Raw genomic sequence first — 11,495 nt, 5'->3', positions numbered from 1 at the left:
GACCGTAGTGAGAAAGAGGAATGGAATGAGCAACCCGTTCGAGGACCCCGAGGGCACCTACCTGGTGCTGGTCAACGACGAGAACCAGCACAGCCTGTGGCCGGACTTCGTGGACGTGCCGGCCGGCTGGCGGGTGGCCCACGGGCCCGACTCGCGGCAGTCCTGCCTGGACCACGTCGAGACGAACTGGACCGACATGCGGCCCCGGAGCCTGGCCGAGTCGATGGACGGCTGACACGGGAGAAACGGGAAGGGGGGCCGGTCGGTGACCGGCCCCCCTCGTCGTCGTTCCCCCGCCCGCGTCAGGAAGCGGGCTGCTCCACCTTGGTGTCCGTCTTGCCGTCGACGGCCGCCGCCAGCTGCGGGGTCAGCCGCTCGACCACGTACGGCAGGCTGAGGACGGAGACGAAGGACGTGGCGTTGCCGTAGTCGCTGGACTCGTTCACGAAGACCTCGCGGCCCTCCTTCACGACGCCCAGGTCCTTGTACGAGGCGTCCTTGTGCAGCTTCGCGGCGTCCTTGACCGGGTCGCCGACGATCCACACGATGGCGTCCTGGTCCAGCAGGTCGGTGCGCTCCTTGCTGATGTTCGCGCCGAACTGGTCGCCGATCGCCTTGTCCAGGTCCGTCGGCAGCGCGAAGCCGAGACCGGTCAGCAGACGCGAGCGGGCGTCCTGGCTGCCGAAGACGAACATGCCCTCGTACGGGGTGGCCATGACCGCCGTGGAGCCCTTGAACGCCGGGTACTTGTCGGCGGCGGTCTTGATCTTCGCCTCGGTGTCGGCGACCGCCTCGGCGGCCTCCTCGGGCTTGCCGAGCGCCTTGCCGATGGTCTCGGTCTGCTCCTGCCACGGGACGCCGTAGTCGTTGTACGCCTTCGGCTGGGCGACCACGGGCGCGAACTTGGACAGCGACTCGTACTGCTCCTTGGTGAGCCCGCCGTACACCGCGAGGATCAGGTCCGGCTTGAGGGCGGCGATCTTCTCCACCTGCGGGCCGGTGCCCGTGTCCTTGAGGACGGTCGGCGCCGCGGCCGAGCCGAGCTTGTCCTCGGCCCAGGGGCCGATGGCCCCCTTGTAGCCGCCGAGCCATTCGGTGGTGCCGACGGGGACCTGACCGAGGGCGAGGACCGCGTCCTGGTCGGTGAGGCCGACGGTGACGATCCGCTTGGGCTCGGCCTTGATCGTGGTGCTGCCGTACTTGTGGTCGACGGAGACCGGGAAGGCGGACTCGCCGGAGGAGGTGCTCGCCTCCGCGCCGGCCGACGCGTCGGAGTCCGAGTCGCCGCCGCCGCACGCGGTGGCGAGGAGCAGGGTGGCGGAGGCGAGCACGACGGCGAGCCGCGGCGCTCTGCGGGAGCGGAACATCAGAGGTCCTTCGGTTCGGGTTCCTGTGGAGCGATATGTGTGGGGGTCTCGGGGGCCGGCCGGGGGCCGGTGTCGCGGGCGTCCGCCCAGGCCGACCAGAGGGCGGCGTAGGGGCCGCGCGCGGCGTGGAGTTCGTCGTGGGTGCCGCTCTCGACCACCCGGCCGGCCTCCATGACGACGACGCGGTCGGCGGTGGCGGCCTGGCTGAGGCGGTGGGCGACGATCAGCGCGGTCCGGCCGTCCACGGCGCGAGCGACCGCCTTCTCCAGCGTGCGCGCCCCGGCGCTGCCCGCCTCGGCGGTGGCCTCGTCGAGGATCACCAGGGGCGGGTCGGCGAGGATCAGCCGGGCCAGCGCGAGGGCCTGGGTGCGTTCGCCGCTGAGCCGGTGGCCGCCGTCGCCGACGACGGTGGCGAGCCCGTCGGGCAGGGCCTCGGCCCAGCCGAGGGCGTCGACGCGGTCGAGCGCGGCGCGCAGTTCGTCGTCGGTGGCGTCGGGCCGGGCGAGCCGCAGGTCGTCGGCGAGGGGGCCCGCGAAGACATGGGTCTCCTGGGTGATCAGGGCGATCGTGCGGGAGGCGGCGGTACCGAGTTCGGTCGGCGGGATCCCGCCCACCAGGACGCTGCCGGTGGTGGGCGGCTGAATGCCGGCGACGAGCTTGGCCAGGGTGGTCTTGCCCGCCCCGCTCGCGCCGACGAGGGCGACGCGTTCGCCGTGCCGGATCGTCAGGTCGATGTCGTGCAGGACGGGATGGCCTGGCCGGTAGGCGTGGCCGAGGCCCCGTACGGTGACGTCGACGCCGCCGGCCTCGACGGTGTGCGCCGGTACCGGGGGCACCGGTTCGTCGGTGACGCCGACGAGCCGGGCGAGGCCCGCGGTGGCCGACTGGGCGTCGTCGAGGAGGGCGAGGGCCGCGTTGACGGGGCCGAAGAGGCTGTGGAAGTACAGGGCGGCGGCGGTCGCCGTACCGATGCTGGCGGAGCCGTCGCGGACCAGCCAGTACCCGGTGGCGAGGACGGCGGCGAGGCCGATGTACTCGGCGATGTGCAGCCGGCTGTAGAAGCCGAGGACGAGCCGTACGCCCCGCATGGTCAACGCCACCACGGACCAGGACCGTTCGGTGACCCGCTCGGTGTGCTCCCGGCTCAGGCGGAACGAGCGCACGGTGGAGCTGCCGCCGATGGTGTCGAGCATCTGCTGCTGCTGGGCGCCCGCCGCGACCCGCTGCTCGGCGTAGAGGGGGATGGCACGGGCGACGTACCAGCGTGCGGTGGCCACCTGTACGGGGACCGCGAGCAGGGCGGCCAGCAGGAACCGCCAGTCGAGCAGGGCGAGGGCGCCGAAGGTGAGGACGATGGTGAGCACCGACTGCCCGAGTGCGGGCAGCGCGTTGCGTACGGCGTCGGCGATGAGGGAGACGTCGGCGGTGACCCGGGCGGTCAGGTCGCCGGCGCCGGCCTTCTCGACGCGCTCCAGCGGGAGTGCCAGGGCCCGTTCGACGAAGCGTTCGCGCAGCCGGGCCAGGGTCGTCTCGCCCAGCCGGGCTATCTGCGACAGCCCGAACCCGGCGGTGACACCCTGCGCCACGGCGACGGCCACCAGCAGAGCGGCGGTGACCGTGATGGCGTCGACGGACCCCCGGTCGGCGGCCAGGTCGACGATCCGGCCCAGCAGGGGCTGCACGAGCAGACCGACGGCGGTGGAACCGACCATCACACCGAAGGCGGACACCGCCAACCGCCGCTGCGGGCGCAGCAGTTCGGCGACCGCCGCCCGGGTGCGGGCGGGGGTGGCGACGGGCAGCAGTTCGGGCCCGGGGCGGTCGCCGCCGGGGGGAACAGGAACGGTCTCGGCGGTCCCGTCGGCGCCGGGTCGCTCGGTCGTCCGGGAACGGCCGTCGGATCGCTCAGTCGTCCGGGATCGGCCGTCGGATCGCTCGGTCGTCCTCGAACGGCCGTCGGGTCGCTCGGTCATGTCAGAACCGCCGTACGGTAGTCGGCGCACTCGTGGACGAGGCGCTCGTGGTCGCCGGTCGCGGTGACCCGGCCGTCGTGGAGGAGGACGGCTCGGTCGGTGACGGCGAGCAGGGCCGGGCTGTTGGTGACCAGGAGCGTGGTCCGTCCGCCCCGGACGTCCCTGATCCCGGCGGCGATACGGGTCTCGGTGACGGCGTCGACGGCGGTGGCGGGCTCGTGCACGACGAGGACCGGCGCGTCGGCGGCCAGGGCGCGGGCGAGGGCGACCCGTTGCCGCTGTCCGCCGGAGAGCGAACGGCCGCGCGCGGTGACGGCCGTGTCGACCCCGTGGGGCAGCGCTCGGGCGACCTCGTCCGTGCCGGAGGCGGCCATCGCGGCGGTGACTCCGGCCGGTGCGGGCGCGGCGCCCGCCGACACGGCCGTCGCTTCCACCGGGGCGACCTTCGCTTCCACCGATACGGCGGTCGCTCCCGCTCGGGCGGGTACCGCCGCCGTGACGTTCTCCCAGACCGTGCCCTCGAACAGGTCCGCGTCGTGCTCGGCGACGAGGATCGCCGCGCGTACGTCGGCCAGGCCGAGCGCGGTGAGTTCCGTGCCGTCCAGTTCCACGGCGCCCGCGTCGGGGTCGACGCGGCGGCCGAGGCAGCGCAGCAGGGCGGAGGCGTCGGCGGGGTCGGTGGTGGCGACGCCGACGGTCTCGCCGGGGGCGATGTCGAGGTCGACGCCGCGCAGGGTGCCGTGGGTGAGGGCGCGCAGCGTCAGCCGTCCCTCGACACCGGCCGCCGGGATCGTGTCGGCGGCGGGTGCGTCGGACACGTCACCGGGGGCGTCCAGCACTTCGGCGATCCGGGCGGCGGAGGCGCGGCCCTGCGCCAGTTCGGCGTTGACCCAGGCGAATTCGCCGAGCGGGCCGACGAGGAACAGGGCGAGGCCGACGGAGGAGACGAGTTCGCCGAGGCCGATGTCACCGCGTGCGGCGAGGCGTCCGCCGACGAGGGCGACCAGGGCGATGAAGGTGCCGGTGAGGATGGTGACGACGCCGTGCTGCCAGGCCTCGGCGCGGGCGGCGCGCAGGGTCGCGGCGAGGGAGTCCTGGCTGACGCGCCGGTAGCGGGCGACGGCCGCCGTCTCGGCGCCGATGCCCTTGAGGACGCGCAGTCCGGCGACCAGGTCGGCGGCCACGCCGGAGGCCTGCGCGGCGCGTTCCTGCTCGGTCTCGCTGCGCCGCTCCAGGGGCTTGCTCAGCAGGTGTCCCAGCCACAGCAGCAGCGGGGTCCCGAGGAGGACGAGCAGGCCCAGGACGAGGGAGACCCGCAGCAGCGCGACCGCGCTGACCACGAGCCCGGCGGCGGCCGCGAAGGCGACGATGAGCGCCATAGCGACGGCACCGACCCGCTTGGCGTCCTCGGTGGCGATGTTGGTCAGCTCGCCCGGCAGGCGTCCCTCCTCGGCGCCGCCCTCTGGAGCGAGGACACGGCCGACGAGTTCGGCCCTGAGGTGGTGCGCGGCGGTGACGGCGGCGCGCTCACCGGCCCGCGCGCTGAAGCGGAAGCTGAAGGACAGTCCGACGTACAGGACGGCCAGGATGCCGAGCCACAGCAGCAGTCCGGGGGCGTCGCCGTCCACGACTCCGCGCTCGATGGCCAGTCCGATGAGCACCGGCACCAGGGCCTCGCCCGTCTGGTGTCCCATCCCCAGAACCGCGCCCAGCACGACGTCCCGACGCTGTCCGCCGACCGCGCGCCACAGGACGTTCCGCCCCGGTGGGTCCGCTTTTCTCACGCAACACTCCGGACCGGTTTCGCCAACACAGGATACGTACAAGAAAACTTAGGTAAGGCTAACTACATTTGTCTTCCTGGACCAGCCCCGAAACCTCTTCGAGACCTCACCGACCGGAAGGACCTGTTCGTGCTCAGCACCAGGATCACCAACGCCCATGTCGTCACCATGGACCCGGACCGCCCGGCCGCCCGTGAACTCGGCATCTGGCGGGGGCGGATCGTCGGCCTGGACGAGGAGGTGGCGGGGCTCCCGGCACGCCGGACACTGGACCTGGGCGGCGCCACCGTGCTGCCGGGCTTCATCGACGCCCATGTGCACCTGGCGTGGGCGGGCTTGAAGGCGGGGGCACCCAGTGTCGCGCCGAGCCGCAGCGCGGACGACGTGCTCCGTGTGGTGGCGGAGGCGGTGACGCGGGCCCCCGCCGGCGGCTGGGTGGACTTCGGCGGCTACGACCAGCGCACCCTGGACCGTCCGCTGACGGCGGCGGACCTCGACGCCGTCAGCGCCGGACGCAAGGTGTATCTGGGCCACCTCTCCGGGCACGCCTGTCTGGTCAACTCGGCCGTGCTGAACGGGCTCCCGGCGGAGGTGGCCCGCCCGGACGGTTTCCTCGCCGAGGGCGCGATGGGGGCCGCGCTGCAGTCCCGGCCACCGCACGCGCTCACCGAGCTGGCGTCGGCGATCGAGCACGCGGCGCGCGTCTGCCGGTCCGAGGGGATCACAGGGTGCGCCGAGGCGGGGGTCGGGGCCCGGCTCTTCGGGCACAGTCCCATCGAGGGCGCCGCGTACCAGCTCGCCCACGAGTCGGGCCGACTGCCGGTGCGGGTACGGCTGATGGTCGCCGCCGACGCGCTGCGTCCGGTCGGCGCGGACGCCGGGGACACCACGAGCCGGGCGATCGACCTCGGGCTGCGCAGTGGCTTCGGGGACGGCGCGCTCTCCCTCGGCGCGCTCAAGATATTCACCGACGGCGGCATGATGGCCCGTACGGCGGCCCTCACCAGCCCCTATCTGAGCCCCGAAGGCCCCGGCGGGCCCGGTGGCTCCGGTCAGCTGATGCACGAGCCGGAGGTGCTGGAGAGCACGATCGTCGAGGGGCATCTCGCGGGCTGGCAGCTCGCCGTGCACGCGATCGGCGACCGGGCCCTCGATGTCGCCCTGGACGCGCTGGAGAAGGCCCAGAAGCTGAGCCCCCGCCCGACGGCACGGCATCGCGTCGAGCACGCGGGCCTGGTCCGCCCCGACCAACTCCCCCGGCTCGCCGCGCTCGGCGTCACCGTCGTCATCCAGCCGAGCTTCCTGCGCTACTACGGCGACGACTACGCCACGATCATGGGCGAGGACCGGGCCGGCTGGCTCTACCGGGGCCGGGGCTTCCTCGACCACGGCGTCCGGGTCGCCGGCAGCTCGGACCGCCCGGTGGCGAACGGCGCCCCGCTGCGGGCGATCCAGTTCATGGTGGAGCGGGCCTCGGAGTCCGGGCGTCTCATCGGCCCCGAGGAGGCGATCACCGTCGAGGAGGCGCTGCGCGCTTACACCGTCGAGGCGGCCCGCGCCTGCCACTGGGAAACCGACGCCGGGAGCCTCACCCCCGGCAAGCGGGCCGACCTCGTGGTGCTGGGCGACGATCCGCGCCGGGTGGACGTGTCCCGGATCGCGGAGATCGAGGTGGTGCGGACGTTCGTCGAGGGCGAGGACGAGTACTGACGGGCCGCAGCGGGCACGGGCGTGTCAGACCGGTGGACGGCGGGCCGGGATCGTGCGCAGGAAGTCCGCCGAGGGCACGAAGAACATGGTGCCGGTCACGGCCCGGGAGAAGTCCAGGATCCGGTCGTGGCCGACCGGCGGTTCGCCGAGGAACATCTTCCGCAGCATGGTCTCGGGGTCACGGGCGTAGGCGATGAAGTACGTGCCGAACTCGCCCTGGCCGGGCCTGCCGAACGGCATGGCGGCGCGCAGTATGCGCTGCTCGGTGCCGTCCGGGCCGAGGACCGTGTCGACGTCGACGTGCGAACCCTCCACGTCCAGCTCCAGGTTGGTCAGCTTGGTCCCGCCGATGACCTTCTCCTGCGCCTCGACGGGGAGTTCGTCCCAGGAGTCCACGCCGCGCAGTTGCCGCATGATCTCGGCGGCCGGCGCGAAGCACGGGTCGACGCGCGTCGCCCTGATGTGGAAGAGCAGGTCGCCCGGTGTGGACACGGCCCGGTGCCGGGGCCCCTCCAGCTCCGGGAAGGGGTGCAGGGCGGCGGGCCGGGGCGAGCCGAAGAGCCGGTCCCAGGCCTCCGCGCCGATCCCGGCGACACAGCCCAGGGCGATCGGCTGCGGCAGAACGTCCTCGGACACGACCGGCCGCGCCATGGCTCCCCTCTTCAGCACCACACGTGCGCAGCACGCGTGGACCACCTTCGCTCAGGACGGCACGGGCGGCCCCGGCTCCGCCGCCACACGCGACTCCGTCGTCGCGCGCCGCGTGCCCGGGCACATTCCGCCCCCCTCACCATGCCCGGTGGGGCCGGGGACGATACACGTCGATTCGCTCAGGCCCGCAAACAATGATGAACGACACAACATCCCAGGTCACAAGGGCAGTTATCGAAGTGCGGGTCCTCGTTGTATACGCGGAGACCCGGACGCCCAATACTGTGCGCAGACGTCACCAGGGGGGCACGATGAAGTGGTTTCGGCGCGACCGTGCGAAGCAACGGGCCGATGTGGTGCCGCTGTCCGGGGTCGTCAAGAGCCATGAGCCGCCCCGGCAGGCACCCCCGCTGCTCACCGCGGGCGGCCCGGCGCTCCAGCGGATCGACGGGGACAGTGACGAGGTCGCCGAGCTGACCACCGGGACGGGGCCGGTCATCCTCGACATCACGCACCCGGGGACCGGGCACTTCGTCGTGGACGCCCTGGACGGGAGGCTGCACTCCCAGAGCCAACTCGTCTACACCGACGGGCCCTTCTCCTGCCGGGCCCTGGTGAACGCCGACGACCGGCCGGTGCGGGCGCTGCGCGTCCAGGCGGACGGACCGTGGACGGTCGACGTGAGTCCGGTGTCGAGCGCGCTCGGCTGCGAGGGCGGCATACGGCGCCCCGCCTCGGACGTGCTCCGCCACACCGGCGGCCCCGGGATCGCGACCCTGCGGTACGAGGGCGATCCCCGGTCCGACGACGGCGGCTACTTCCTCGTCGACACCTTCGAACCGGACGGCACCGGCTTCCTGGACGAGCTGGCCAACCACGTCGGCCCCTGGCACGGCGAGGCCCCTCTCAGCGGCCCCTGCCTCATCTACGCCCGCTCCGACGGCCCGTGGTCCCTCACCGTCCGGCCCCTGGACTCCCCCGCCTCGCCGTAAGCGACACCCGCAGGCGATGTCCGCCCGGTCACCGGCCCCGGGAAGCGGACGGACACCCCTCTCGCGCCTCTGTAGGGTTGCCCTGAGGACGCCCTGTGAGCCGGAGTGAGCCCGGGGATGTCGGACGTACGCGCAAGGGGGAACGGCACGCATGACCGCAGTGCCCGGACCGGCCGGAGATCTCCTCGTCGCACGGGAGGCCGAACTCGCCCTGCTCTCGGGAGTCGTGGAGGCGCTGGACGACGGCCGGGGATCGGTCGTGGAGATCGCCGGGGAGCCGGGCATCGGCAAGACCCGTCTCGCCCTGGCCCTCGTGGACCTGGCCGCCCGCCGAGGACTCCCCGTCACCCGGGCCCATGCCGTACGCGGCGGCTCCACCCCGTTCCAGGTGCTGCGCGACGCCTGGGAGGCCCGGCAGGGCTTCCCCCGTACGCCCGGCGCCCGCGCGACCTCGTTCGCCGAGGTCCGCGACCGGCCCGCCCAGTGGGCGGCGGGCGGTGTCCTGGTCCTGGACGACGTCCACTGGTGCGACCCCGAGTCGACGGCGACGCTCATACGGTTGGTCCGTTCCGTGGTGTCCCGCCCGTTCGTGCTCGCCCTGGCCCACCGTCCCCGGCAGACCTCGCCCGAGCTGCGGGAGGCGCTGGAGGACGGGCTCCGGGCCGGCACGGTGACCCGGCTCGAACCGGGCCCCCTCGACACCGAGGCGGTGGCCGCCCTGCTCACCGGCCGGCACGCGGACACGAGCCCCGCGCCGTATGCGCACGGCCCCGCCGCGCTCCGGGAGTTCGCGGGTCAGGTGTGCGCCGCGGCGGAGGGCAATCCGCGCCATCTGCGCGTGCTCCTCGCGGCCGACTGGCACCCCGGCCACTGGCCCGACCGTCCGGGAACCGACACCGACGGGCTGCTGCGCGAGGCGAAGCCGCTCGTCGCCGAACTCGACGCCCTGACGCCGAGCGCCGCGACGACGATGTCGGCGGCGGCCGTGCTCGGCTCCCCCTTCCGGCCGCAGGACGTGGCCCGGGTCTCCGGTCTGGGCCTGGACGCCACCCTGGACACGCTCGCCGAACTGGAACGGGCGGACCTGGTACGGCAGGCCGACTGGAGCGGGGGCCTGCGCTTCCGCCACCCCGTGGTCGGCCATGTCGCGTACGAGAGGGCCGGGTTGTCCTTCCGGCTGCGCGCCCACCAGCGCGCCCTGGAGCTGGTCACCGCCCGTGGCGGCCGGGCCGGCGAACGGGCCCGCCACGCCGAGCACCTGTGGGGCACCGACCCGGCGGGCACCGCGCGCACCCTGGCGGAGGGAGCCGCGGAGGTCGCCGCCCGGGCGCCGGCGACCGCGGCCCGCTGGTTCCGGCTGGCCCTGGAGTCCCTGCCCGGCCAGGGCGGGGACCCGGCCGCCCGGACCGCGCTGGAACTCGCCTGCTGCCGTGCCCTGATCGCCTCGGGACAGCCGGAGGAGGCACGCTCCCGCGCCCATGAGCTGCTGGCAGATCCGGGCGCGGATCTCACGGAAAGTCAGTCGCTCCAGGCGCACACCGTCTGGGCCGACGCGGAGCGGCAGCTCGGCCGGTACCAGGAGGCGACGGCCGTCGTCGGCGCCGCCCTCGCCCTGCTGCCCCGGCCGCTGCCCGACCCGCTGCCGGCCGAGGCCGTCCGGCTCGCCATCGAGTACGGGCTCGTCCACACGCTCCGGGGGACGCACGACCAGGCGCGCACCCTGCTCCGGGAGGCCTCGCGGGCGGCGGGCGCGGCGGACCGCGCGGACCGCACCGTGCTCCGCGTCCTGTCCGCGCTCTGCGCCGTCCACGCGGGAGACGTCGACGAGGCGGGCCCCGAGGTCACGCACTGCGCCCGGCTGCTGGACGCCCTGCCCGACCCGATGGCCGGCCGTACGCCGGAGACGCTCGCCCTCCTCGGCTGTGCCGAGCTGTACCTGGAGCGGTTCGCGGACGCGGCCCGTCATCTGGGCCGGGGTCTGGAGACCACCGCCCCGGACGCGCGGCGGCCCATCCTGATGCACCGGCTCCTGGCACTCGCCATGGTCGAGCAGTGGACCGGCCGGCTGGACACCTCGGAGCGGCGGGCCCGCGAGGTCGAGACCCTGGCCCGCTCCGTGGGCGCCGAGGGCGCGGTCACCCTGGCGCGGGCGATGCGCGCGACCGCGCTCGTCTGGTCCAGGGGACAGGGGTACGCGGCCGAGGCGGTCGCCCTGGTCGAGGAGGCGACGACCGTCGCCCCGCCCGGCCGGACCTGGTGGGCGACCTCGGCGACGGGTCTGCTGGCGCAGGCGCGGCTGCTCGCCGGTGACGCCGCCGGATGCCGGCGGACGCTGCTGGAGGGCGGGGGCGGTGAGGGGCTGTCGCTGGTGCGCCCGTTCTCCCGGCCCTTCCTGCTCGCCCTGCTGGCCATGGCCACGCTGGAGTGCGGTGACCACGACGAGGCCCACCGTCTGGTCCAGGCCGCCGAGATGGCGGCCGGCCGGCTCGGGCTGCCGGTGCAGGAGGCGTATGTGCAGGAGGCGCGCGCCCGGCTCCACGCGGCCGACGGGGAACACGACATGGCGGGCAAGCTCTTCGCCCTGGCCGCGCGGGGGTTCCGTTCCGCCGGTATGCCGGTGCAGTACGCCTGGACGCTGGCTGCCTGCGCCCCCTCCCTCGCCGCGACCGAGGACCGGGCCGAGGCGCTGCGCCGACTGGACGTGGCCGAGGCGGTCGCCCGCTCCAGTGGGGCGCAGCTGGTGCGGGAGCGGGTGGCCGACCTGCGCGTCGAACTGTCCGAGAGCGACCCGGCCACGCGGTCGCTCGGCACCCTCAGCGACCGCGAACGCGAGATAGCCGAACTCGCCGCCGAGGGGCTGCGCACCCGCGACATCGCCGAGCGCCTCTTCCTCAGCCCGCGCACGGTGGAGACCCATCTGTTCCGCGTCTACCGCAAACTCGGTGTCTCGTCCCGCCTCACCCTGGCCGCCCTGCTGCGCCGGACCGGCTAGGCGCTGCGCCGGACCGGTTGGGCGCA

The 11,495-nt window shown here is 74.2% G+C and carries 8 protein-coding genes; 4 read left to right on the top strand and 4 right to left on the bottom strand.

Features of this window, described 5'->3' with window-relative positions:
- The first annotated feature begins 25 nt into the window (after window positions 1–25).
- Window positions 26–235: an MbtH family protein gene (locus ABT147_RS12875; RefSeq protein WP_351404980.1), complete on the top strand. Its 210-nt coding sequence runs from the start codon at window positions 26–28 to the stop codon at window positions 233–235.
- 67 nt (window positions 236–302) lie between these two features.
- Here the strand turns inward: ABT147_RS12875 and ABT147_RS12870 are convergent, their stop codons facing one another.
- Genes ABT147_RS12870 through ABT147_RS12860 form a run of 3 tightly spaced genes read right to left on the bottom strand, consistent with a single transcriptional unit; the run spans window position 303 to window position 5,124 of the window.
- Window positions 303–1,367, bottom strand: coding sequence for an iron-siderophore ABC transporter substrate-binding protein (locus tag ABT147_RS12870; RefSeq protein WP_351404978.1), 1,065 nt, complete (start codon window positions 1,365–1,367; stop codon window positions 303–305).
- Complete coding sequence (locus ABT147_RS12865; protein ID WP_351404975.1) at window positions 1,367–3,340, bottom strand: ABC transporter ATP-binding protein; 1,974 nt, start codon at window positions 3,338–3,340, stop codon at window positions 1,367–1,369. Before ABT147_RS12865 ends, ABT147_RS12870 begins: the two co-directional genes overlap by 1 nt.
- Window positions 3,337–5,124: an ABC transporter ATP-binding protein gene (locus tag ABT147_RS12860; protein WP_351404973.1), complete on the bottom strand. Its 1,788-nt coding sequence runs from the start codon at window positions 5,122–5,124 to the stop codon at window positions 3,337–3,339. The genes ABT147_RS12865 and ABT147_RS12860 overlap by 4 nt, the downstream gene beginning before the upstream one ends.
- Before the next feature lie 129 nt (window positions 5,125–5,253).
- Between ABT147_RS12860 and ABT147_RS12855 the strand changes: the two genes are divergently transcribed.
- Entirely contained in the window at window positions 5,254–6,834 is a 1,581-nt protein-coding gene (locus tag ABT147_RS12855) for an amidohydrolase (RefSeq protein ID WP_351404971.1), read from the top strand.
- A 24-nt stretch (window positions 6,835–6,858) separates the two neighbouring features.
- Here ABT147_RS12855 and ABT147_RS12850 read toward each other — a convergent pair whose 3' ends face one another.
- Entirely contained in the window at window positions 6,859–7,485 is a 627-nt protein-coding gene (locus ABT147_RS12850; protein WP_351404969.1) for a Dyp-type peroxidase, read from the bottom strand.
- Between the two features lie 311 nt (window positions 7,486–7,796).
- Between ABT147_RS12850 and ABT147_RS12845 the strand changes: the two genes are divergently transcribed.
- The gene (locus ABT147_RS12845; RefSeq protein ID WP_351404966.1) at window positions 7,797–8,477 is read left to right on the top strand and encodes a hypothetical protein; all 681 of its coding nucleotides are present in this window, start codon (window positions 7,797–7,799) and stop codon (window positions 8,475–8,477) included.
- Window positions 8,478–8,628: 151 nt separating this feature from the next.
- On the top strand, window positions 8,629–11,469 hold the full coding sequence (locus ABT147_RS12840) for a LuxR C-terminal-related transcriptional regulator (protein WP_351404964.1): 2,841 nt from the start codon (window positions 8,629–8,631) through the stop codon (window positions 11,467–11,469).
- Window positions 11,470–11,495: the final 26 nt, after the last annotated feature.

This window comes from Streptomyces sp. NPDC001868 (assembly GCF_040297125.1).
Taxonomy (GTDB): Bacteria; Actinomycetota; Actinomycetes; order Streptomycetales; family Streptomycetaceae; genus Streptomyces.
This window is presented reverse-complemented; position numbering and strand designations above follow the sequence as displayed.

What these genes read in the sequence shown, in the direction of transcription:
- ABT147_RS12875 (WP_351404980.1), top strand. Translation starts at nt 26, where the DNA reads ATGAGCAACCCGTTCGAGGACCCCGAGGGCACCTACCTGGTGCTGGTC.
- ABT147_RS12870 (WP_351404978.1), bottom strand. Translation starts at nt 1,367, where the DNA reads ATGTTCCGCTCCCGCAGAGCGCCGCGGCTCGCCGTCGTGCTCGCCTCC.
- ABT147_RS12840 (WP_351404964.1), top strand. Translation starts at nt 8,629, where the DNA reads ATGACCGCAGTGCCCGGACCGGCCGGAGATCTCCTCGTCGCACGGGAG.
- ABT147_RS12865 (WP_351404975.1), bottom strand. Translation starts at nt 3,340, where the DNA reads ATGACCGAGCGACCCGACGGCCGTTCGAGGACGACCGAGCGATCCGAC.
- ABT147_RS12850 (WP_351404969.1), bottom strand. Translation starts at nt 7,485, where the DNA reads ATGGCGCGGCCGGTCGTGTCCGAGGACGTTCTGCCGCAGCCGATCGCC.
- ABT147_RS12845 (WP_351404966.1), top strand. Translation starts at nt 7,797, where the DNA reads ATGAAGTGGTTTCGGCGCGACCGTGCGAAGCAACGGGCCGATGTGGTG.